Origin of the sequence: Paenibacillus antri (assembly GCF_005765165.1) — a bacterium.
Classification (GTDB): domain Bacteria; phylum Bacillota; class Bacilli; order Paenibacillales; family YIM-B00363; genus Paenibacillus_AE; species Paenibacillus_AE antri.
Genome location: NZ_VCIW01000013.1, coordinates 112,201 through 137,252, shown reverse-complemented (window position 1 = coordinate 137,252; position 25,052 = coordinate 112,201). Strand labels below are relative to the sequence as shown.

The following is a 25,052-nucleotide window of genomic DNA, read 5'->3' as shown; positions in this document are numbered from 1 at the left end:
CTCCCTAGGAACATGAATCTCTCGCTTACATACTTCGACGGACCGGCGTTCAATCTCCTGCACGATCGCGCGAAAGCCCGCCCTCGAACGAGGACGGGCTAACTCGACTACCTATGCGATTGCGGTTATCGATTCGAGGAACCCTGCAGCGTTTCCACGCGCATGACCGCATAGATTCCCCACTCGGCGATTTGCGCCGTTAAGACGCCCTTGACCGACGAGATCCCTCCGACCGAATGCCATACCCCTTCGTCGTCCAAGCGATACAGCGCGAGCTTGTCGGACACCGTCCACGGCAGGTCGAAGTCCGTGAACTGGAACGTCGCGGCGATCGGCTTCGCCATCGGGCGAGAGCCCGCGATTTCGAACCGCTGCGAGAGCGGGAGCAGCCGAACCGGCGTATCCTTCCCGAGGAACAGGCTGCGAACGACCTTCACTTCCGCCGGTCCGTCGAATGTGCCTTCGGATGCGGCAAGCGTTAGCGCATTGCCGAACGGCTTATACGTCTTCGCCTCCTCGGAGAACGTCGCGCTTGCCTCGCGCTCGAAGCCCTTGCCGAGATCGAGGTCGCCCCACGGGCTGCCCGCGAGCTTCGCTTCCTTCGCGACCGCGACGGAGCGGTTGCCGCTTCCGTCGACCGCCGTTACGCGAACCTGATACGTTCCCTTCGGAAGTCCCGTGAAGGCGAGAATGCCCGCCCCTTTGCGTACGACGATCGGCGCTCCGAACGAAGTTGCGTTCGGCTTCTTCACCTGTACCTCGACGAAGGCGAGGTCCGCGTCGGTAGGGTCCTGCCATTCGACGGTCATCCGATTCGGCGCGGTCGCGACGCGGACGGCCCCGGGCGCGGACGGCGGCGTCGTGTCTTGCGGCGTTTCCGTCCGGACGCTCGCCTCCGCCGTCGCCGCGGCGGACTCGTTCCCGCGTACGTCGACCGCGGTCAACCGGAACCGGTAGACGCCGTCGACCGGCCGTTCGATAACATAGCGCATCGCGCCGACGGCTACCGTCGCCGGCTCGCCGAAATCCGCTTCGCCCGGCCGCTGTACGGCGAGCTTCACGCGGAACAGGTCCATATCGTCCGGATCGGTCCAGCTCACGACGATTCGTCCGTCCGTCAGGGCGGCCGCGACGTTCGCGACCGGCGCCGGCGGCGTTACGTCCGTCGGAGCCGCTTCCGCCTCGTACGGGACGGCCTCGACCGCGACGCCCTCGGACGCGACGCCGGACTTCCCGACGGTCGCGAGACGGAAGGCGTACGTCTTACCGTTCTGTAAGCCTTCCACCGTGTAGTACCCTCCGCGGGGCACGCGAATTTGCTGCGTCGTCCCTGCGCCCTTCTCTCCCCATTCCAGCGAGAGTTCTCCCGAAGCCGAGGCGTCGGCCGCTTCGTCCCAAAGCAGATGGACGGAACCGGCCGCGGGTACGGCTCTTACGTTCGTCGCGGATTCCGACGGACGCGGGAAGCTGCCGAGGATGACCGTCGCTTCCGCGTCGGCGGTCATCGGAACGCCCGCGTACGTCTCGAGCTGACGCGAGACGCGGATGTTCAGCGTCGTTCCGGGCGGGAAGTCGCCTTCCGCCGCCGTCAAGCGAACGCTCTTCGCCAGCCGTCGGCCGTCCTCGGCGTCATGCGCGTCGATCGGTTCGACCGCGACCGGAATGTCCGTCTCGCCGCCGTCGGCGACGGAGACGACCCGGAATCGTTCCGCCGTAACCGTCCCGAGGTCCACATACTTCGTGAAGTCGATCCGCACCCCCGGCGCGCCGAGCGTTTCGTACGCCGCTTCGACGCGGGCGGGCGCATAAGAGACGAGCGGAATGTTCACGTCGAAATGAGGCGGCAAGACGATCAATTCCTCGCTCCGCGTCTCTTCGTAACCGTCCTTCTCGTATACGACCTGCCACTTGCCCGGCGGAACGTCCCAACCGTATTTCCCGTTCGGATCGGTCGTCTGCGGATTGATTTGGCCGAAGTCCGAGGCGTTCCACAGGCGCCATTCGCCTTCGGCGTCGATCCACTCGTACAGGCTCGCCTTCGCGCCTTCGACGCGATTGCCCGGCACGGCCTCATAGACATAACCGCTCGGGTCGAACAACCAGGTCGGATCGCCGTACTCCCACTTCCGATCCGGTCCCGGAGTGTTCGGACGCGTCGGAGGCGTTCCCGGCTGACGGCCCGGGCCTTCGTCGTCGTTCTCGTCCTCGCATTCCTCTTTGGCATCTGCCGCCAAGTCCTGCTTAAACCGTTCGAGTTGATCTTGGAACTCCATCTCGTGCAGGATGCCGACCCCTACGCCGATCACGGCGAGTCCGACCCCGACGGGCGCGCCGAAACCGCTCCAAGCAAGAGCGATGCCGGACAACGTCATCGTGTACTGCCACACCAGATTCGATAACAAGCGATCCGCCAGCTTATTGAGTCGTCCCGCGTAATGGTTGATTTTATCCCCGCCTAAGCAGGAGATGCCCTCTAGGTTTTGCATATACCGCTCCAGATCGCCCATACGATCGTCGTAGACCATCGCCTGTCTCGCCGTGTTCAGCAGAATGCCGTAAGGCTTCAGATCCTTGAACGTCTGGCCTGCCGTGTATTTGACAAGCTCTTTCGTCCCGTCCTGCAGCATGGCTCGCAGCTCGGGGTCGCGGATGGACAATGCTTGAATTTCTGGCGACCTCGCCGGCAGAATCCCTGAGCTTAGAATCGTCACGCCATTCGCATCTTTCGTAATCGTATATTCCGTCTCGTATATCTCCAGAGCGCCATCCACGGCCGGTTCCGTCGGCACGTAGTCGACGGGCTCGAAGCGGAAGACCGACTCGAAAGCGATCTCGGGGTCGTTCGGGTCGAAGACGCGAAGCTTCGGCGACGTCACGACGCCAGTGTCCTCGTTCGTAGAGCCTTCTTCGACGACCTCGTAGTCGAACCCTTGCAGCGCGTCCGGAAGCGACTTTTCGATTTCCTCCGTCGATACGTTATTATAGTCAACCGGCGGAACGCCCTCCACGTCGTAGGCGAGCCGCATCGGCTTCAGCGCATTGCCCTTCGCCATGAAGACGTTCGTATCGGGCACCCGCACCGCGGCATACGTCTTGCTATCGTCGTAGAACACGACATGCTTAATGGTATCGGGGCTTCGATCGAACTCTACCGTGTAATAGAAATCCTGGTCGTTCAGCGCGATATAGGTGAACCGGGCCGTTCCGGCGCTCGCTTCGAAGACGCGCTTGCTGGAGCCTTCGCGCTGTACCGTGAATCGAACCGGCACCGGCTCGCCCGGCGAATGCCGAATCGCATGCGGCGCGGACACTCGCTCTCTTCCGTTCGCGGCCGCTTGCGCCGTCAGCAGATGCTTCGGGTTGACGCCTCGGTCTTGCAACGTCACCTTCGCGTTCCAATATCCGCCCGGAGACGCCTGCGCCTGACCGATCAAGATGTCTCCGTCGTAAATCATGACGTCCGCGCCGCTCGGAGCGCGCCCGCCGACCGCCACGCCCGTCAAATCGGAAACCGTGTCGGGCGCATTCAGCGTCAGGACCGCGACGGGCAGCCGCACCTCTCCGACGGTATCCTCGCGCGCTGCGGTCGAGTCGCCGAGTACGTAACGCATCCGCGCGGCCGTGAGCAGCGCCTCTTCCATCGACTCCTCGATATCGAGACGGTACTGGAACGATCCGCCGCCTTTCGCTTCCACAGCGCCGATCGCCACCTCATACAGCGACGCGCCGACCGCTCTCGCTTCCGCCGGCTCGCCGTTCACCGTCACGCTTGCCGCGGGGAGCGAGGCGCCGCTCGGCACTTCGATCAAGAGGCGGGCGTCCTGGGCGGCGACGTCGCCGCCGTTGAAATACATGCCTCGGAACGTCGCGCTCTGCCCGCCTACGGCTTCTGTCGATAGCGACGACAGGCGGTTCCCGTCGCCGACGCCGAACGGTCCGGGCACCGCGAGCAGCTCGATCTCGCCCAGCTCGACGATGCCGTCCTCGACGGCCCGGAATTGCCGGACGACCGTCGCGCTTCCGCCGCTGTAGGCGGTGGCGGTCGTCTCGAGCAAATATTCGCCCGGGCTCGGCAGCGACAGCTCGAATGCGCCGGCGCCGGAATAGCGGCGGCCTTCGCCGATCTTCCGCCCGCTCTCGTCGAGCGGATACAGCATTTTAGAAACTGTCGAAGACTTGAAGATTTGCGTATTCACCTTCACGTCTCCCTGCACGGCGCTGCGCTCCTTCAGCAGCAGCTCCACCGAACCGAGACGCTTCTCGTCGAGCGTAACCTGCTCGCAATCCGAACCGAACGCATGGCCCGATCCGGGGGCTGCGCATACCGTCAACGTCTCGCCCGGCTCCGCGACGAGCAGCAGCTGGTTCTCGCCGAGCGTGAACGGACGGTCGCGGCCGGCCGCGTCGGATATGCGAATCGAGTACAACGAGCTCGAGCGCCAGCTGATGTCGATGCCGGCCGGCTCCGATCCGATAAATTGCGTGCTCAGCTTCACGTTAATATTGCCGTTCGCCTTCCGGTACACGGTCAGGTCCTGCGTTGCCGTCTTGCCGTCGGCGATCCAAACAGTCGAATACGATTTGCTCCGCAGGAACGGCGCGACCGTCTGGGCCGCTTCCACGCGCACGTAGCCGATCGGCACCGAAAGCGAGTATCTTCCTCGCTCATCCGTCATCGCCATGTCGTAGGCCCCGGTACGCGTCACCGACACCATCGCGTTCGCGACCGGAGCGCCGTTCTCGTCTTTAACGATCCCTTGCAACGTTCCGGTCTTCAGCCTTGTGACGAACGTAAAGTCGTTCGTGCCGCGGGCGACGACCGTCTGCGGCTCCGCGGCGGCGTACGGATCGCTCAGCCACGGAAAGACCTGGATCGTCGTGCCCACGGTCGATGCGCGCAGCGTCAATCGCCCGGACGCGTCCGTCGCGCCGGAGGCGATCGTATACTTCGGCCCCGTCGGGTTCGGACTGTAGATCGTGACCGGAACGCCGCTCACGCCTTCCCCGCGCTCGTCGACGACGCGAATGTTCGCCGTCGCCGGAACGACGGCGGTCAGCGCGACGTTCGCCGTCTGCCCGTGGTTTACCCATACGTCCCTCGTCCCCGTATCCGTAAGCTTTCTTCCGTCCTTCGCGTATAATGCGATTTTATAATTGCTGCCCCCGCGAAGCGCCAACGCGTACGGCCCAGGACCGTTCAGCGTCGTCTCGGCGAACATGCCGCCGCCCGTCGCGATCAGCTTGCCGCCATAGAGCGATTCCGGATCCGGCGTATCGATCGAGACGCTCGCCTCCCCCGCCACGCCGATCGGGTGAACGACCTCGCGCTCGGCCGTCGCGCCGGACTTCTCCTTCAGCCGATACCGAACCGAGAGAATCTCCGTGATGCCGGCCGCGATCGGGAACGTGCCCGCGTAGACGCCGGCCGATGTCTCGGCGAGCGGCGCTTCGGCCGAGGACGTCGTCTCCGCCTCCTTGTAGGCGACGGTTGCGATGACTTCCGCATTCGGCGCTCCGGTCAGCTCGAGCGAGACGTCGCTGCCGAGCTTCGCCTGACCGCCGACGAGCTCGGTCGGCGCCCAGCTCGCTCCCGTAATGCCGCCGGCCGGGGGCTGCTCGATCTCGCCGCACGCCTCCGGGCAAATCGCAAACACCGCTTCGGGGAAGTACCTATACACCGTGTTATCCGCTAGGAATGTCGTGTTCGTTCCGACGAAGACGAGTCTGCCGTTCGCGCTGAGATCGGCGAACGTTTCGTAGTGGTCGAAGCTCGGATCCCCGATGCGCCGGGAAGAGCCGGAATCGAGATCGAAGTGCATATAGCCTCTTCGATCGAGCGACTCGTGGACGTCCGGATCGCTGTCGTAGTATTCCACGACCACCTGCTTGCCGTCGCCGCTCACCATCGGCTTCGAATAATACACGCTGTCTTCGTCGGTTACGACCAACCGCGGAGGCGTGCCCGGCGACGAGGTATCGTATAGGAAAATGCCCGGCAGCGCCCCCTCCTCTTCTGCGGGCTGCCGCATCAGGACGACGTATCGGCCGCCGCTTCCGACGGCGGCGTCTTTCGCGGCGGTCGCGACCGTCGTTTGCTCCTTCGTCCCGAGGTTATATAGCTCTACCGATCCGACTGCGCCGTCTCCGGCCGACCGTTCGTACAGAAGATGCGTTCCGTCCGGCGAGACGTCGACCTTCTGAATCAGCCCGATCTCCCAGTCGCCTTCGAATAACGTCGTCAGCTCTCCGGTCGCGAGCGCCAGCGCGGAGACGCGTTCGAGTTCGTGGATATAGATCGTCTCGCCGTCCGGGCTCAAGATCGGCGTTCCGTAACCTTCGTATACGATCTCCGCCGCGGCCCCCGCTCCTGCGGATCGGTCATACATGTAGATGCCCTCGGCCGCCTCGACGCCCGAGTACGAGAAAGCGACCTTGCGCCCGTCGCCGCTCAGACTGGGCGACAACGCGAACGCCCCCGCCGGGATCGGGACGGGAACGAGTTCGTTCGTCGCCAGATCGCGAACATATAATCCCAACCGCTCGTATCCGATATCGTCGTAGTACCGATGGACGTAAGCGATCGTCGAACCGTCCGCGCTGACGATCGACCGTTCGACGTCCAGATGCGCGGGATCGCTCACCATCGCGCTGTCCGCATCCCGCGTCGAGGCGGCGACCTCGTAGCGATCCGATTCGTTGCCCGCCGCATCCATCGCCGCGATCCCGTACACGAGCGAACTGCGCCCCGGCAGCCCGATATCTTCGTAGAACGAAACCGGGGTCGTGCCGACGCGTTCTCCGTTCCGATACACGGCATACCCGAACGGCTCCTCCCAGCCTTCCTTCTCCCACCGCAGCGACACGCGGTCCGGGCCGGGCGACGTCCATTCGCCGTCCTTCGGCGCCGTCGGCGGCGTCACGTCCAAGCTCGTCTCCGCCGGCGACGAATAACTCGACAATCCGCCGAGCTGGGCCGTCGCCCGGAAGACGTACTTCCGCTCCGTATCCATGTAATAGATGAACGAATACAGCCCTTGCGCGTCCGCGAAGTTGTCGCCGTCCCCGACGTTAATGGGCGCATCGTTCGCGTACAACGTCACCATCGCGTTCGGGGACGTCGACAGCGACAGCGTAATCGCGCGCTCCTTCGTCACGGCCGGCAGCATCGCCGTCCACATCGGTTCGGTCGGCGGCGATTGAAGCCCCGCCGACTCTCCGTATACCGCCTCGCCGACCGTGCTCGCGCCGGCCAGCGACTCGACCACGGCGAGCGTGTCGAGCGGGTCCGCAGGCGCAACCTCGCCGGCGCCCCCCGACTCCTGCGCAAATCCTATCGGCAGCGCCGTCTGCATCAGCATCGCGATGACGATCGCCGATACGAGACTCCTCTTTTTCATCGGATTGTTCCTCATTCCTTATTCGCTCCTCCAGTCTCTCCCATACCTGCTCGCCAATCCTTGGCCCATAACACCTCGATTCGATTGCCTTCCGGGTCGTTGCAGCCGAACTTGACGAACGCGCCGTCGCCCTCGATCCCGCTTACCGGAAGCCCCGCTTCCCTCATTCGAGCCCGGAGCCGTTCCAAGTCCCGTTGCGACGCGGCGAGGTACGTCGTCTTCACTTCGTTCGGATGGCCGACGACATCGACGCCGCCCTCCGCCCCCGCACCGAACCACTCCCGATAAAACGACGCTACCCGCTCGCGATTCCGAGCGAATAACGCGATATGCCCCAATCGGAAAGGCGTTGTCATGATTCCCCTCCTCCCTGCCGAGATTCATCCTACCACGCCTGCGGAAGCCCCATAAGTATGCGAAAGCAGGCTTTCGGGGTATCCGAAAGGATACCTAGGCACGCCTTATCGCGCCTAGGCATTCCCGCCCATATCCGAAAGTCCCGACTTGTTGTAAAATATTACCGATTCCGAAACGATGGAAAATGGAGCGAACCGGACATGAGCTTGAACGAAGTGGAAACGGAGTGGGACAGCCGCGCCTTCGTCGGCCGTAAACGCGAACTGTCCGTATTCGAGGCGCTGCGAGCGAAGCTTCCCGCTTCGCGTCAGCTTCTGAACGTATACGGCACGGGGGGGATGGGAAAGAGCTTCCTCCTGGACGAATTCGAAAAACGGGCGAGAGCCTCCGGCGGAACGACCGCGACCGTCGACAGCGTCGGCTTCGTTCGGACGCCGCATGCGTTCTGCTCCCGTCTTCTCGAAGCGCTCGACATCCGCGCGGAACGCGGCGCGGAGGAGACGCGGCTTGTCGATGCCTGCGTCGACGCGTTGGCCGGCATCGCCGAGGCTAGTCCGCTCTATCTCTTTATCGATACATACGAACAGATGGAAAGCTTGGATCAGTGGCTCCGCGAGTCGTTCTTGAAGCGGCTGGGGAAGAACGTCATGATCGTCGTCGCCGGCCGGTACCCGTTGTCCGAAGCGTGGCGAATCTCGGCGGCTTGGGGCCGGTGCCTTACCCGGCTGCCGCTCGCCGAGCTGGACGCCGCCTCCGTCGAACGCTATGCCGAATATATGCATATCTTCGACCGGGGGGCGGCAACGCGCTTTCGAAGCGCCTCCCGCGGGCACCCGCTGACGATGTCGCTGCTTGCCTTCCTGTACGCCTCCCCCGGCTCCCCCGAGCTCGACGCGAATGCGGAAGCCGGCCCTTACGCCGAAGCGGACAGGTACGACACGCTCGCTTATGTCGTGAATCGGTGGTTGGAGGAAGTGCCCGACGAGCATCTGCGGCCGTTCGTCGAAGCGGCGGCCGTCTTGCGTCGGTTCCAACAGGAGTCGCTCTCTTACGCCATGGAGCGCGAGATCACGGCGTCGGAATTTTATCAGTTGATTCGGTTCTCTTTCATCCGCAAGGTCGATCGGGGCTGGGCGATGCACGGCTTAATGCGGGAGCTGGTCAATCGCGAGCTGCTCTCGAGAACGCCGGAGCGGTACGAGCGAATTCGGCAGCGCGCGATGCAATATTATTACGCCAAGATGACAGAACCGAACGAAAGCGGCGGCGAAGCGCAGGACGGCGTAGAGATCATGTATTACGTCGGCGATTCGCTGATTCGGGCGTTCATGAATTGGTTCGATACGGCGCCGCTTCGTTTCTTCCCTGCGGGACCGGCGGAAAGGTCGGAGTTGGAGGCGTACGTGCAAAGGCGCAAGACCGAATCGCGGGAAGCTCGGATTGAAATTTACGATCCCTTGTCGGATCGAAGGTTCGCGTTCGGGCTTACCGCGCGCGAAACGGCCTACACGGTGCAGAAGGTCGATTTCGAGGCGTTGTTCGCGCTCGGTTACGATATCGTTCGCGTCCTGCGGAATGCGGCGGGCGCGATGCTCGGCTTCGCCGTCGTCGTCCCGATCAACGAGAAGACGTTGCCGTATTTACGGCGCGCCCCGCGGTCGAAAGCCTATTTCTCGAACTTGTCCTCCGCGATGGAGGCGCGCCTCGCCGTGCCGAGCGATTACCGGGCGGGGTGGTTCGTCGAGACGATCGATACGGCCGATTATGAAGACCCTGCGCAGCAATCCGCGATGGGGTATCTGCTTCACGATTTGATATACTCCGGGGAGCTGATCGTCGAATCGCCCGCGCCGACGACGTATTTCATCGAAGCGCACAAGAGCCTCGGATTCGAAGTCGCGCGCTGCCCGGCGCATACCGAGTACGAGGATACGACGCCGGCCCAGACCTTCGTGATCGATCGGCGCGGCGAGCTCGGACTGGACTATGTGCATCGCATGCTTCGCCTGACGGGGCAGTCCCGGCTGGTCGGTCAGGCGGCTTCCGAAGCCGCGGCCGGCGCGCAAGCGGAAGCCGACGCGCCCCCCGCCGCGGACCGCATCGCCGGCCGTCCCGAGCTCACCCCTCGCGAGAAGGAGGTCGCCAAGCTGTTGGAGCAAGGCATGAAGAACGCGGACATCGCCGCCGCCTTGTTCGTCAGCGAAGTGACGGTGAAGAAGCATCTCCGGTCGATGATGGCGAAGCTCGCGGCGAAAAATCGAACGCAGCTGTTGAAGCGGTTGTTGGAATAGCTTTCCGGATATCGGAAACACTCGTAAGGTCGAGCCGGAAAATATCCAGCAGCGAAGGAGCGTCCCGATGAGCGAAAACGAAACAGTCGAAAAGCAATTGAAGCAAGCGCGAGCGAAAGACTCGACCGACGGCGCGCGGACCGACGCGTTCATGACGTTGGATGCGTGGAACCAAGACGGCAATCCGACGGCGATCGTCGACGAGTTCGGTCCGGAGCTGCAGCAGGAGGCGCCGCCTACGTTGAACGGCAAGCCGACGTAATGGGGAACGAAGAGGGGGGGAGCCGCGTGACGCGGTTCCCTTTCTTCATGCTAGCGTGTATAAATGACTTGAATCGAAGCGAGCTCTCTCCGAGAGAGTTGACGAGTATAAGCCATGCTGCCGTTATTCTTCTTTATCGAACGGACGAGACCGACACCCTTCGGGCGAGCTACGCGTGCGCCGAATCGCACCATAAACCATTGAATCGGAAAGGCGACGGACATTTTCCCGTCGTCGGAACCGGCAAAATTCACGGCAGCGGCAAAGTCGTCCGACCTTCTCAGCCATACCGAGCCGGAGTCCCCCGGTAAGGAAACAGGTTTCTTCCCCGCGATGACGGTCTGATTCTTAAATCTGAAGCTTCCCAGTCTTTCATAACCCACTCTTACATCCGTATTCACGGAATCGACTACTCCATAAGAAAATCCGGTCGTTCGACCGACCTTCTTGAAGCGGTCGCCTACTCGAAACGAGGTTACATGTCCGGGAACGACCCCGACTGCAGCATAACGCGGGTTTATTGCACTTGTTCGGATCGGAACTGAAATGGCGGCATCCATATAATTGATACGGTTCCGTCGTAACCTCGCGAGTCGTTCCAAGTGACCGATTCGGTCCCTATTTCTACTCCCGTTGTCCGCCCCTCCAGGCTGGAATGTAACCGCTCTATTCCTGGAATTTGTCGGATTCGTTAGAACGTGATTGTTGCTGAGTATATATCGTTTGTTGTTTCCAGGGAAGTTGGCGACAATCAAACCCGCCGTCCCCGATCCGCGGGTCGTGCCAATACTGTAACCGGCTAATAAAGGTCGAATGCGCGAGCGGTAATTTACATGGGAATGAAATCCCTCTGTTTTTACGAACCTTACAGGAACCTTAATGTTCTTGTTTTTCCTATCGGTCGCGAAAGAATCTGGAATCCCAAGAGAGTAAGCCGAAATGGAATTGGCGTAAATAATAACTGCCGCGCCCCTTCTCGGTCGCCGAGGATCTCTATATCCTACGCCGATCCCTTGAATTTTCGGGTCATTTAGCATCGAACGCGCTAAGCGCTCCTTTATTTCATAAGCGACGGCAAAGGGTACCATGATCCACTGATCACCTATCCCTCATAATTTTAGAGTATTGTATTGACCCATAACGAAAAGTGATTGGGCATGATCGCCGGCACGACGATGTTACAATTGTGCCATCATCCAACACCATTCATTTCCTTGAGACATACCTTAACCTTGAATCTCGCAAAGGAGGGTGATCGTATGTGTATGTGTAATAAAAAACCGAAATCTTCGGCAGTACGCCGCATTGCCAAGAGGAAGAGCGGTCGTTCGTGCGGCTGCCGGAAAAGACTCTCGCGAAAAGCGAAATAATGCGGACATGACCCCGAACGCAAACAACGGCCCTAGGTCTCTCCTTGGAGAAACCTAGGGCTGTTTTATTTCTAGCTTCTTACCGTCTCTTACGCTTGCTGACAGCTCTCCAGTCCGATGCCGAACGACGGTACCCGACGGAAAGTCGTACCTGTCTACGAATTTCAAGCGCAAGGCAAGTGTTAAGAGATGCCGAACCAACTGCAAGGACAGCGCCAAGGCCGGTTTGCGGATCATTCACAAGTAAAGGTAACAATCTTCTTGCCGCTTCTTCCATTGCCCTAACCGCAGTCTGCAAGCAGGTGTTAATCGAATTCACCGCTGCCTGAGAGAGGTTATCCGGATAGGTAACATAGGCTACAATTCGGTGGGTAAGCGTTCTTCTTTGGACGCAGGGGTAGGGTACGTTTCTACATACGCCCAATGCACATACTCGCCGCGTGCAAGTGCGGGTTCTCACTTCGGGGACGCTTAAGGAGGCAACCGTTATTTCGGGAGTGGTTGCCCGAGCGGTCAATCTCCCAAGTCTAGTATTTCCGATGCTGAGATCACTGCGATATAACGTCCTCCAACGACGCTTCTTCATGACCAATTGACCTCACTCCTTTCATATGGTGCTATAAATATACTCATATAGGAGTGAGCCGGATTGGGGAAATAGATTAAGCGATTAGCGGAAAAGTGAAACGAATCTCTCAGACCATAAAAAAAGAGGCGGCCAGAGCCGCCCCTTGCATAGCCTGTTTATTCCAATTCTACCCCTTCATGGCCAACATCGATCGGATCGCCTTCGCCATCGCGTCCGACATCCGCTGAAAGCCCAGATCCGTCGGATGGACTCCGTCGACCGTGCATTCCTCGTAACGACGACCCAGCAGAGCGTCTCCGTTCAAGAATCGGAGGTTCAAGTCCCCGGACGACCGCCTCTCCAGAACGAAGTCGCGCGCGAAGTCTCTGCAGAGCTCCCGCTTGAGCCGAACCGCCTCCTGAAAGTCTCCCAATGCGCTCTTGATGCCGGATACGACGAGAATCGGAAGCGCCGGATGCTCCGAACGAAGCAAATCGACGAAGACGGGCAGCGTCTCTTGAAATTGCTCCAGACTGACGTTCGGTTCGTAATCCAGCACGAGCAGCTTCAAGCGATCGATGCCGCGGATGATGCGCGCCAGCTCCGCCTCTCCCTTCCCATTTCCCGAGAAGCCCAAGTTCACGCATTCCAGGTTCAACCTTCGGCCGACGATATTCGGATACGCCATCCCCGGTCGGCTGGCGCAGCCGCCCTGCGTAATGGACGTCCCGTAAAACACGATCCGCCCGTCATCGTCGAATTCGCCCGGCGACGCGATCGAAGCGTCCTTCGCAAGGCCGACATACACTTCTTCCACCCCTTGATACAGCGGAAAATGGATCGTCACTTCGCGCTTCCGTCGGTCGAAGCCTTCGAACAGGACGGACTCGTAGGCGTCTGCGCCCGGCCTGAACTTCGTCGTGCCGACGTATCGCTTCCGCCGCGGTCCGCCGACGTAACAATCGAAGCCGCATTGTCCGGTCGCCGGCATATGGTACATGTCCGCCGGAGCCGTTAGCTTGACGGACAAGTGCAGGAACGGCGAATCCGTCGTAAAGCGGATTTGTCCGCCCGCCGTGCAGTCGGCGAGCGCATGGACCGGTTCCCGGATCGATGTCTGAGACGACAACGGAAGACGCCGATACTTGCCGTCCCGCTCGATCCAAGGAAAGCCGGCCAAGCGGAACGGCGCCGCCCGGGGAGAATGCCAGACGACTCCCTCCCCTCCGGGGACGACGATTCTCATATTAGGGTCTAAATTCATGGCTGACCAGCCTCTCGATTACGGGCTTTAACGACTGCGCCATCCGCATAAAGCCAAGGTCCGTCGGGTGCGTTCCGTCGACCGTGCATTCTTCTGCGCCTTCTTCTCCGAGAAGGGACGCGCCGTCGACGAAGTGGATGTGACGATCCCCGTCCGCCCGCCGCAGCATCACGTTCTCGCGTTGAACGCGTCTTCTCCGCTCATACATCTCGAGTCTCCCCTCGTAGAAGAAATCGCCGCTGTTCCGAATTTTGGAGACGACGAGAATCGGAACCTCCGGGTGACGTTCCCTCAGAATTTGAATAAAAACGGGAAGACTGCGGGCGATATTTTCCGGCGCTCCCGTATTCCCTTCATAGTCGAGCACGAAGAGCGCAGGATTGTCGATGTCCGCGATCAGTCGGGCCAGCTCCGGCTCTCCCTTCCCGCTCCCCGAAAATCCAAGGTTAACGAACGGGAACGGAATCATGCGGCTAAGGATATTGGAATATGCCATCCCAGGGCGGGAAGCGCAGCCCCCTTGCGTAACGGAGGTGCCGTAGATGACGATCGGCTTGTCGCAAGCGTACGGCGGAGGCGCCCCGATCGAAGCCTCCTCGTCTATGCCGATCCATAGCTCTTCCACCCCTTGATACAGCGGAAAGTTCAATACGACGTCCAACGTTCTTTCGGAGTTCCACTCATAGAGCTTGGCCGTATATTCCTTGCTGCTTCCCTGAAACTTAGCCGTCGAGAGGTAGCGGTGCCGCTTCCCCGGCTCGGCGATATAACAGTCGAAACCGCACTGACCCGCGGCGGTCATATGATACATGCTCGCCGCTCCCGTCAACCGCGCTTTGATCAGCAATTTCGACGTATTCGTTCGAAACCGGACCTGCCCGCCCGCCGTGCAATACGCTAACGTATCGACGGCTTGAGGCAAGCATACGTCCGGTTTGGCCGGCAGCCGGCGGTAGATTCCCTCTTTCTCGATCCAAGGAAAGCCCGTGATCCGGAAAGGAGGGGACAACGGAGAAAGCCACTTCGCGCTATTGTCGTCGATGTGCTCGAACGGAGCGACGACGAGTTGATTCAAGATGTTCTCTATCGATTGGACAGACATGTACGAACCTCTCTTTCTAAGGGTGCTTGCTTCCTTATCCCCCTACCGAATATTTCGTCTTTGGCAAAGCTGGCGAATTCCTATACAGCGGATGGTTCAGATCGATCGATAAGACGCCTTCCAAGGCGCGGATACAATCCACCGCGGCTAGCAGCCTTTCGCCGCTTTCGATCTTTATGCGAAATACAAGAAGCGTCGGCGCCTGTTCCGGTTCGTCCGTCGCCGATCGTTCTTCCTGCACGATTTTTACATTGCTGACGTGTATGCCCTGCGCCCCGAACTCGATCGCGACCTGCCCGAGGATCCCTGGGCGATTCGTCACCTTGACGGTCATCTCAGGGTCGATCCGCGACCTTCTCATTTTCTTCTCCCAACGGTTCAGCACTTGCAAAATAATAAACACCAGAATCGTACATAGGATGGCCCCGTAGTAAAAACCCGCTCCTGCGCATAATCCGATGGCTGCGACCACCCAGATGGAAGCCGCCGTCGTTAAGCCGGATACCGTGAGGCCATGGCGCATAATCGCCCCGGCTCCAAGGAATCCGATGCCGCTGATGACCTGAGCGGACAATCGGGCGGGATCGATGCGCACGTTCGTTTCATGGACGAATTCCGAAAACCCGTAGATCGAAAGCAGCATGATCGATGCGGAGCCGATACAAACCAAGATATGGGTCCGGAACCCCGCCGCGTGGTTGCTCCATTCCCGCTCCAACCCGATGATTCCGCCGAGAACTACGGCGAGAACCATCCGAACCGTCAAATCCGCAGCGCTGATTTCCCATACGCTGGCCGGCTCTGCCGCGAATTGCCCCAATAGGTCGATCATACGATTCCCCCCGCCAACCGCTGACGTTACTCGAGACCGAATACGTACTTCCGAATCGCCCGCGCTACGCCTTCCTCGTTATTCGTCGACGTGACCGCATCCGCGATCGACTTCACTCGCGGGTCGGCATTGCCCATCGCAACGCCGAGTCCCGCCGCTTGCAGCAGCCGAATGTCGTTATGATGATCGCCGAGCGCGATAACGTCCGGCATGCCGAACCCTAACAGGCTGCACACCTCGCGAACCCCGCTCTCCTTCGTCACCCCCTTGACCGAAATTTCAAGATTGGTGAGAGCCGACCGGGTAATTTCCAACGTGCCCCAGCCTTCCAAGTCCTGCCGTATCTCTTCCAGTCGTTGGAGGTCCGCGCAGCCGATCCCGAATTTCATCCAATCCCGATCGAACATCTCCGGGGTCCATCCCTCGTGGTTCGTCAAGCTTTCCACGCTGTACCCCCAATACCATTCCCCCCGGGCGACGGCGATCCCGTGCAGTCTTCGCACCGTCTCGCGAGGCAAAAATATTCGCTTATGCAGCTTTCCCGGTCCGCTCCAGATTTCCGCGCCGTTCAGCAAGACCATCGGGGAGCGGAGCTCCAACTCTCTCCAATAGGCTTCGGCCGTCTGCATCCCCCTGCCGGTCGAGAAGATGACCGCCACCCCTTGCTCCGCGGCGTAACGCAGCCAACGCTTCGTCTCGTCCGTTATGGTCTTATCGTCCGTCAACAACGTCCCGTCTAGATCAGTCGCAATCAGCTTATACTTCGCTGTAATAGGATAGTTCTTGTTCCGATTCACCCCTTCACCGCCCCCATCGTCGCCCCTTCCATGAGCAGGCGTTGGAACAGCATGTAGATGATAATGGACGGCACCATCGAAATCGCGACGCCCGCGAACAAGGTAACCCAATCGGCCGTATATTCCATTTGCTTGTTAGCGGAGTACATCTGTACGGCGATCGGATACTTCTCCGGATCGCTCAAGTAGATGAACGGACCCATGAAGTTGTTGTAATACCCTAGGAACTTGAATACGGCGACCGTCACGATCCCCGGCGTGGATAACGGAACGATGACGCGCCAAAATTTCTGAAACAGGGAAGCGCCGTCCATAATCGCGCTCTCCTCCAATTCCTTCGGAAGCGAACGCATGAAGCCGCCGAGCAGCATGAGATAGAACACGCTTTCCCCCAAGCCCGACAGCAAGATCAATCCGGGAATGCTGTTCGTCAGCCCCAGCTCCCGCATAACGACGTATTGCGGCACGAGCGCGTTGACGCCCGGCAAAAACAAGCTCAGCATGATCAAGCCCCAGATCAGATTTCTCCCCTTGAACTCCATCCGCGTCAACGCGTATGCATTGATCGTCGTAAAGAACAGGCTGACGATGAGAGTGCCTCCAACGTAATAGAGCGTGTTCAGCAACGATTTCCCGAAGCCGTAATCCGTCCAAGCGTCGGCGTAGTTTTGCCAATTCAGTTGTTTCGGCAGCGCCCAAATATCTTGGTAGAACTCTGGATTCGTCTTCAGGGATTCGTAGAGCACCCAACAAAGCGGGAACACGATCGTTAACGCCCAAAAGTACAACAGAATCCGCCAGACCGCATCCAGCCATGTATGTTTTTCCTTCAATGGTATCCCTCCCCGCTCGATTTAGAACTCGACGCCCTTATTCGGGAACAATTTGTCCGTGATCAGCTTCGCGCTCACTAAGATGACGAACAAGATCATCCCGATGGCGGAGGCGTACCCGTAATTTCGATATTCGTCGCCGAAAGCCAGATTAAACATGTACAATCCGATGACGTCGGTCGAACCGAACGGGCCGCCGTTCGTCAGGATCAAGATGATTTCGAAGCTCTTCAAGGTTCCGACGACCAAGAACAAGATGCCCACGCGGACGACGGGCATGACGAGCGGCATCGTAATCCGAAACAACCGAGTCATATGTCCGGCTCCTTCCAGAACGGCAGCTTCGTACAACGACTTCGGGATCGCAAGCATCGCGTTCGCGAAGATAATGACGTAGAGGCCGACCCCGCCCCACACCCATGCGGGAATGACCGCCGCGAGCGCCGTTCGTTCGTTGCCCAGCCAATAGAAATTGCCGGTGTCGACGCCGAGGACGCCTAAGATCCCGTTCAGCAGCCCGTAGCTCCCGTCGTAAATGAAAGCCCACAGGAGGGCGACGACGACGGTGGACAACACGTTCGGAAAGAAGAACAATACTTTCAGAAAACCATTTTCCCGATAAGATTTATTCGTGATCAGATAGGCGAGAATGAGCGAGACGAATACGACCAAGAACGGAACCGTCAGCATAAACCATAGATTATGCGTCAGGGCGCGCCATACGTATTTATCTTGGAACGCCGTTACGAAATTGGACAGCCCGACGAAAGTGGCGTCCGTGAATCCGTCCCAGTCCAGGAGCGAGTAATAGACCGACAACAGGTTCGGAAACAACGTAAACAACAAATATCCGCCGAACGGCGGCACGATCGCGATCGTAAGAAAGATCCATTTCTGCGTCTTCGCCATATCAAGCCCCAAGCGTCTCCCTTGGGAACGCGGAATGTTTGCCGCGGTCGGTTCAGGCATCGAGGTCAGCTCCTCTTGATAAAATAAGAGCGGAGAGGATATCCTCCCCGCTCGTCGGCTTACTTCCGCTCGGCTTCCAAAGCTTTCTTCAGCAGCTCCTCGGCTTCCTCCAGAATCGGCTTCGGCTCTTGCAGCCCCAATGCGAATTTTACGATATTCTCATCCAGCAGTTTGTTCGCCTGCGCGAGATTCGGGTCCGAAATGCTGACGGATCGGCTTGCTTTGTAGGTATGCGCCCCATTGTCGCCGATATATTTCAAGATGGATTGCGCCGATGTCGACAAGTTCGTCGTCTTGGCCGGGTCGTCGATCAAGTCTTTGCGCATCGGCAACGCGCCGGACTTCTCCGCAGCGAATTGCTGATTCTCAAGCGTGAGCGTCCATACGATGAATTCTTTCGCCCACTTCTTGTTCAAATCGGGCTTCGCCGCCCAAATATAATTAAAGTTCGAAGTGCCGCTGCGGATCCACAGCGTCTGATCGGTGGTTTCCCGGAACGGTACGGCCATGTAACCCCATTGGAAATCCGCCGGCGTCGCTTCCTTCATTTCGTTCTCGACATGGCTTCCCGTCGAAACCATGGCCGCTTGGCCCTGAATGACCTGCATCTGCGACTGCGTATGCGTTAATGCCGGCAAGCCTTCCGCGAAATAACCCTTCTTGCCTAACTCGTAAATGCGCGTCCATACCTCGATCTGCTCGGGGCTCGTAAATTCCGGCAGCCCGTAGGTTTTGTATCTCTCGATGAACTCGTCCGCCGTTCCGTTCATATCCGCCAATTCGAACATCTTCGCGGGACCGAACGCCCAGCTATGATAGCTCGGATGCACGCCCGGGAATGTGATCGGGATGACCCCGTCCGCCTTAATGTCCGCCAGCAGCGCTTCGAATTCGGCCCATGTCTTCGGATTTTGATTCCAGCCGTTCTTCTCGAACAGCGTCTTATTGAAGAATAAGCCGCCGAAGCTGCTCGCCGTCGTGAATTCGTACATTTTCCCATCGATTAAGGGAGTGGATTCGTACATCCCCGGCAGCATCCGGTCTCTGACCTTCTCGCCCGGTACGTCCGGCAGCGGGTAATCCCAGATGTCGCCCATCTCTTCCAGCTTCCCCGCCTCGGCAAGGGAGACGACGCCGCCCGGAGGCGCCGTATTGAACAGGTCGAACATATCGTCGTCATTGCCGGCGGAAATTTTCGTAGAGAGCAAATTTTTCAAATCCGGAGAAGCCGTAACGTCGAACGTAACGTTCGGGTATTTCTCCTTGAACGACTCTACCGCGTAGTCGAACCAATCTCGGCCGTATCCCCCTACGAAGAAACCGACCTTTAACGTGACTTTCTCATCCTTAGGCAACCCGTTTTCGTATACCTCCAATTGAGGCTCCTGCGCTGCCGGCGCCGACGCGTCGGACGTACCCGGCTGCGGCTGCTCCCCTGCGGCGCTTCCGCCGCCGGCGTCTCCGCCGTTGCCGCCGGCGCATGCGGCGAGCGTTCCCATTGCCGCGACTAAACCGATGGCCATCAACTTGCGTAATCCTACGTTGCTAGAATGAACCAATACGAACGACCTCCAATTAATAAATTCAATTGATTTTTATAACAAGGCTAGTGTAAATCAATTATGTTATGGATTTGTCATGCCTGAATGAAGATTTTGTAAATCCCCCGCGTTGACGATAGGCTTCACTCCTTCGAATGAATCCGCTTTCATTTCTTTGGCGTTATTAGATTCAACGCATCCTCTCGATCCAAGGAAGAGAGAGACGATACGCTCGAATTTCTTGGAAGGTCAATTTCCACTGCTTGCAGAGAATGCTGCGCGGGCGGCGAGCGGCATAAAACTCGGCGTTCACGTTCAACTTCTCCGCTATGTATTTCATTCTTCGAATATGGAACGAATTAGAGATAAACAAGCACGAGTCGAGGTTGAATCGTCGGAGCAGGGTACGACAGTACGCGATATTTTGGACCGTGTTTCGAGACAGCGTTTCCAAAATCATTTTGTCTTTCGGTACGCCTCGGCTAATCAGATAGTCCTGCATCTTTTCCGCCTCGGATCTCTCGCTCCCTACGGCGCCGCCGGATAAAATCAGGAACCGATACCGATGCCGTTCGAACAGTCGAACCGCGGTGTCCAAGCGTTCCCGGAGCAGTTCTCCGATCTCCTCGTTCTCCGTACGCTGACCTAGCACGATCAATGCGTCGCGAGAGCCTTCCTCCAGTGTCGCCGAGTGCATCCAACCGAAATACAGGGCGGGAACCAGCAACAAGCCAACAAGTACGATCAGAGTCCAAACGACGATCCACATTGCCTCTCACATTCCTCTTATCATCCGATGTTGTTAATAAATCAATTGTCTTTATTTATATATGCCACATTTTGGTTATCTCGTCAAGACATTCTTTAAACAGGTAAATCCCCCTCCCGCCGGGCGGCCGGAGGGGGGCGTTTTCTATATGCCTGTCGTATTCATTGCGAGAAGCAACGCCTCGGCCTTCTCCCGGAGCAATTGTTTGGCATGCTCCGAAGCGGACGATGCGATCGCTTCATTGTTCAGATGCTTCAGGAAATCCTCGACCGACTTCCTTGCCTGCTCCGAACGTCCGTCTTGCTCGTGATGGGACGCTTGCCGCAGCGCGTTGGACAACGGATTCGACAGCGGGCTCTCGACCTCGCGCGAGACGATCAGGTCTTCAAGGATCCTCTCCAACGTTGCGACGTCGATCCAAGTGCGAATCGTCAACTCGGGGCTCGGCTTCGACACCGTGCCCGTCGGCACATGCTTCGCGACGACATGGATGCGATACTCGGTATCCGGCGTCAGGCCGTCGATCGCGTATACCGCATCCGCGACCGAAGCGATCTCCCCTCCGTTCGCGTACACCGCGTACGTCACGGTCGATCCGTCGCCCGGATCGACCGGATTCCAGCCTATCGTCGCGCCGTCGGCGCGGATGTCGATGGCTTGCAGCCCTGTAGGCGCCGGAAGCGTATAACGCGTACGGAAGCTTGAAAGCTCCGAAGCGGTACGCCCGCCGAACGCATCTTCCGCCACGACATACCAAGAATACGTCGTACTTCCCGTTAAGCCGGTCCATGCCGCGCGAACGACGGAACCGCTCTTCGCCGGAGTCGCGGGAGCGATCGCCTCGTCCGTGAAGATGCGGACCTCCATCTTATCCGTGGCGACGCGCTTCAGCCTCGGCGTCAGCTCCATCCGGAGCGTCCACTCGTCCTTCTCCGGATCGTAGTAGTTGTAATCGTCCAAATACGGCGAATACGTGTTGACGAAGATCTGGTCGGTTTCGGTGTCGAAATGAAACAGCTTTAAATAACCGGACCCGCCGTTCGGAATGCCTTGATAGTCGTTAAGGATCTGGTAGACGTTACGGTCCGCCGTACCGTCGCGATCGTCGTCGATCGCGTCCGTCTTCACCGCGCTGCCGGTATAGTGGCCGCTGATGACCATGGCGACGTTCGGATTCGGCACGACGACCTCGTCGAACACTTTCTGCCCCGTCTCGGAGCGGGCGGCGTTCGCCCGGAGATAATCGTGCAGCACTAGAATCGCCTTCCGGTCCGGATGCTGCGACAGCACCTGGTTCATCCAGACGAGATCCTCGTCGTTCACTCCCCAACCCATATACACGAACATGAAGTCGTTCCCGTTCGCCGAGATCATATCGTAGCGGCCCCGGTTGTTCTTATACGATCCGCCGAAGTACGGCTCATTCTCGAAGCGCGCGGCTCCGAAAAATTCGCCGAATGCGCTGTAATCGGGTTCGCTGTTCGCCCCGCCGTCGAACACATCGTGATTCCCGGCGACGACCCCATAGGGAATCCCCGCGTCCTCCAACACGCTCATGAACCGATCCGCCCTCGCCCATTGATCCCGGTTGCCCGCGGAATTGACGATATCGCCGACATGCGTGACGTAGCGAATGTTCATCGCTTCCTTCCGGTCGCGAATCCATTCCACTTGGGATTGGAAATATTCCGGTTGGATTTCCGCGTAAATTTGCGTATCCGGCATCGCGACGAACGTGAAATCGTAGTCCCCGCGATCCGGTATCAGATCTTGCACGAGCGCATGAACGCGGCCGTCGATGACGTAAGGTTCAGGACTCACGGACGCCGCCAGCGCGAAGTCTTCTTCGGAGGCCGCCACCGTCGACGCCAACGGCTTCCATTCGCCTTCGACGACGTTCCATGCGTACAGGGTCACCTTGCGCCCTTCGAGCGAATGCCCTTCCCAGTACAGCTCTATACGGTCGCCCGCGCCGAGTTGGTCGCCTACCTCTACTTCGAAGCGATGATACGGGAACTGTTCGTAAGAATCCGAGACGACGTAGACATCGTCCGATGCGTCGAGCTTGGCTTTCTCTTCATCGGAGAACGTCTGATCTCCCGCCGATTCGATACTTATCGGCGGCTCCCGATCGACGGCATTCGAGTAGATGAGCATCCTCGGATCCGGCGCTGCAATCCGATCGCCCTTAAAGAAAGTAACCTGCAGCGGATCGTCCGACGGATCGTCTACGCTCGCCTCGAGCTCCACCTCGGTCTCGAGTCCGACCGACCCGTGGGCAGGGCTAAGTATCGTCGGCGCGAACGGCAGTTCCTCGGGCGTATGGAACCGAATCGATCGCTCCGTCGTCCATCCCGTCCCATCCGTCGCCTTCAGATGCAATTCGTGAACACCTGGGGTTAGCTCCGCCGACGACGTCGCGAACGGGATCGAGATCGGCTGTCCGTCCAGCGTCGCCTCGAACGTCGCGACCGGCGCGACAAGGTCGCTGGCCGACGCTTCGATCGTGAACGCCCCTTTGTACGACTGGCCTTCCGCCATATTCGAGACGATGACCGGTCCCTGATTGTCTGTAAATACGTTCGCCGCCGCATAGGACGCTCCCGCTTCCGATAACTGCACCTGATGCGGGCCGTCGGTCGCCCCCGCCGTGTCCCACAGGTACGACAGCGCCTTCCACTGATCGTCCGGAATCTGGAAGTCGAAATACGTGATCGGCAGAAATCTGCCGTTATCCCCCATATCGAACCTCAGCGTCGGGTCTGCATACTTCGGGTCTCGCAGCTCGGTTCCGTCCGCCAAGACGAGACGCACGTTGCGAATATCGAAGTCGTCCAACCCGCCCTCCGGCGCCTCTTCGTAATAAGGCCGATTGACCGATCCCGCCCGGATCGCGAACCGATGACGTTCCCCGCGATGGAATAACTCAGGACGGACGGGCACGACGACCGTGGCGTAGCCCGTCGTATCGAATGGAATCAAGTGCAGCACCTCGCGGCCGAAGGTCACCACGCTTTGGCCCGCGTTAATGTCGTTCGCCTCGAAGACGAAATAGGCGGGCGCCGTCAGCGCTTTCTCCGCCGCGGGCGTCCAAGCCCACTTGTCCTCGGGGATTTCGAACTGTGCGGATACGATCGGCAGGAACCGTCCGTTGTCTCCCATGTCGAGCAGCAACGCAGGATCCGCGTATCTCGGGTCTCTTATTTCGGTTCCGTCCGCTAACTCCAATCGGATATTACGAATGAAGAAGTCGTCCAATCCGGCCTCGGGAGCTTCCTCGTAATAAGGTCTCTTCGTCGAGCCGGCCCGAATCTCGACCGTATTCGCCCGTCCGTACTCGAAATTTCCGGGGCTGATCGGCACGCGGACGGTAGCGTAGTCCATCGTATTGATTGGAATGATGTCGATGACTTCCCCGTTCATCGTGACGGCGCTTTGTCCCGCATTGACGTCGTGAGCCTCGAAGACAAGCGTAGGCGCCTCGGTCAATGCACGCTTCGTTCCAGGTTCGACACCGTCGATCGTCAAGTCCAGCAGCTCCGGCTCCGCGCCCGCCCCGGTGCCGATGATTCTCTTGACGCCCGTCACCACCTCGCCGTCGGATACGTTCAAGCTTGCGCCGGAGGCATCTTCGCCAGTCAACGGGGCGAACGCGACTTCGGTCGCCGTCCGATTCGTGCCGTCCGAAGCCTCGAAATAATACTCCAGCGTCGGACTGCCATACCATGCTTCGACATCCAACGAATGCCGGAATACGCCGTTCGCCCCGTTCAGCATGCTGACGGTTTGGAATTGCTCGTCTCGGATCGACTTGTAATGAAGCATGACATGCGCGAGCAACGACTCGTCCGACGCGCTAGCGACGAATTCGATCGGCTTCGTCAAGTCCGGTCTGTCGATGCTCGTTGCGCTTTGAACGACCGGCGGCGTCGAGTCCGGCAGCGGAGAAACCGGCTCGTTCGGAATTTGCCCGGATTCGACGCTTCCCGGAGTGCCGCGCTCGACCGTGGAGCCGACCAGCCGCATCTCCAGACTGCCGGGTTCGGGAACGGCATACTTGATCCCCATATCCGCTTTCGTATCGATAACTCCCTTATTGTAGGCTGCAGTTACGACATCGCGGCCCGTTCTCGTCGACACGGTGATGATCCGTTCGCGTAAATCGTTTAATCCGCCTGGCATGCGGACGATCGTTTCGTTTTCCACTAGGGACGTACCGTAGTTCGCGTTGAAATCCGCCACGGTCAGCCCTTCCGACGACGCGTTCATTCCCCAAAACACCATCGTCCGCTGCGGAGGAATGACGACCGAAGCATACGGAATCAACGGCACATCGGTTCCCGGAGGGTTGCCCGGGTAACGGTATCCGATGAGATAATCGCCGAAGTCGATCGGTTGGTTCGAGTTGTTATACACCTCCACGTATTCGAAGCCGTCGTCGTTCCCGACATTCGTAGAGTCAGGTACGATCTCAGTAATTAACATGCGAGGAGGGCTGGTCGACGAAGGAGTCTCTTGCGCCTCCGCAACCGTCCGACTTCCCATGGGCAGAATGCAAGACAAGGACATTCCTACTGCCAAAGCGGCAACCACACTGCGTTTCCATGTCTTATTCTTCATTTCACTGCTCCTTTGCCATCGGCTTTCGATTTTCTTTCGGCATGGTTTACAAGGAACTGCATGGCGTAACGAGAGTTCAG

Annotated in this window: 14 protein-coding genes; 2 read left to right on the top strand and 12 right to left on the bottom strand. The window is 59.0% G+C overall.

Going from position 1 to position 25,052, the window contains the following annotated elements; translation table 11 throughout:
• Positions 1-125 precede the first annotated feature (125 nt).
• Together FE782_RS18870 and FE782_RS18865 are read right to left on the bottom strand one after the other, a co-directional pair.
• Positions 126-7,397: a carboxypeptidase regulatory-like domain-containing protein gene (locus FE782_RS18870; protein WP_158299460.1), complete on the bottom strand. Its 7,272-nt coding sequence runs from the start codon at positions 7,395-7,397 to the stop codon at positions 126-128.
• An 11-nt stretch (positions 7,398-7,408) separates the two neighbouring features.
• Positions 7,409-7,753 (bottom strand): VOC family protein, encoded by a 345-nt coding sequence (locus FE782_RS18865; protein WP_138195794.1) that lies wholly within the window; start codon positions 7,751-7,753, stop codon positions 7,409-7,411.
• Positions 7,754-7,954: 201 nt separating this feature from the next.
• Between FE782_RS18865 and FE782_RS18860 the strand changes: the two genes are divergently transcribed.
• Positions 7,955-10,045: a LuxR family transcriptional regulator gene (locus FE782_RS18860; protein WP_158299459.1), complete on the top strand. Its 2,091-nt coding sequence runs from the start codon at positions 7,955-7,957 to the stop codon at positions 10,043-10,045.
• Positions 10,046-10,112: 67 nt separating this feature from the next.
• A complete protein-coding gene (locus FE782_RS18855; RefSeq protein WP_138195792.1) occupies positions 10,113-10,307 on the top strand; it encodes a hypothetical protein in 195 nt (64 codons plus the stop codon).
• A 50-nt stretch (positions 10,308-10,357) separates the two neighbouring features.
• Here the strand turns inward: FE782_RS18855 and FE782_RS32945 are convergent, their stop codons facing one another.
• From FE782_RS32945 to FE782_RS18805, 10 genes are all read right to left on the bottom strand, one after another.
• The gene (locus FE782_RS32945) at positions 10,358-10,708 is read right to left on the bottom strand and encodes a hypothetical protein (RefSeq protein WP_238392563.1); all 351 of its coding nucleotides are present in this window, start codon (positions 10,706-10,708) and stop codon (positions 10,358-10,360) included.
• Between the two features lie 1,724 nt (positions 10,709-12,432).
• Positions 12,433-13,509, bottom strand: a complete 1,077-nt coding sequence (locus tag FE782_RS18845; RefSeq protein ID WP_238392562.1) for an SGNH/GDSL hydrolase family protein — start codon at positions 13,507-13,509, stop codon at positions 12,433-12,435.
• Entirely contained in the window at positions 13,493-14,611 is a 1,119-nt protein-coding gene (locus FE782_RS18840) for an SGNH/GDSL hydrolase family protein (protein WP_138195790.1), read from the bottom strand. The genes FE782_RS18845 and FE782_RS18840 overlap by 17 nt, the downstream gene beginning before the upstream one ends.
• 34 nt (positions 14,612-14,645) lie before the next feature.
• Positions 14,646-15,443, bottom strand: a complete 798-nt coding sequence (locus tag FE782_RS18835; protein ID WP_138195789.1) for an MgtC/SapB family protein — start codon at positions 15,441-15,443, stop codon at positions 14,646-14,648.
• 26 nt (positions 15,444-15,469) lie between these two features.
• The gene (locus FE782_RS18830) at positions 15,470-16,240 is read right to left on the bottom strand and encodes a Cof-type HAD-IIB family hydrolase (RefSeq protein ID WP_238392561.1); all 771 of its coding nucleotides are present in this window, start codon (positions 16,238-16,240) and stop codon (positions 15,470-15,472) included.
• Positions 16,237-17,073: a carbohydrate ABC transporter permease gene (locus FE782_RS18825; protein ID WP_138195788.1), complete on the bottom strand. Its 837-nt coding sequence runs from the start codon at positions 17,071-17,073 to the stop codon at positions 16,237-16,239. The genes FE782_RS18830 and FE782_RS18825 overlap by 4 nt, the downstream gene beginning before the upstream one ends.
• Before the next feature lie 21 nt (positions 17,074-17,094).
• Positions 17,095-18,042, bottom strand: a complete 948-nt coding sequence (locus tag FE782_RS18820; protein ID WP_138195787.1) for a carbohydrate ABC transporter permease — start codon at positions 18,040-18,042, stop codon at positions 17,095-17,097.
• Between the two features lie 59 nt (positions 18,043-18,101).
• Entirely contained in the window at positions 18,102-19,565 is a 1,464-nt protein-coding gene (locus FE782_RS18815; protein ID WP_138195786.1) for an ABC transporter substrate-binding protein, read from the bottom strand.
• Positions 19,566-19,773: 208 nt separating this feature from the next.
• Positions 19,774-20,352: a YdcF family protein gene (locus FE782_RS18810; protein ID WP_138195785.1), complete on the bottom strand. Its 579-nt coding sequence runs from the start codon at positions 20,350-20,352 to the stop codon at positions 19,774-19,776.
• 144 nt (positions 20,353-20,496) lie between these two features.
• Positions 20,497-24,837 (bottom strand): FIMAH domain-containing protein, encoded by a 4,341-nt coding sequence (locus tag FE782_RS18805; RefSeq protein ID WP_158299458.1) that lies wholly within the window; start codon positions 24,835-24,837, stop codon positions 20,497-20,499.
• Positions 24,838-25,052 lie beyond the last annotated feature (215 nt).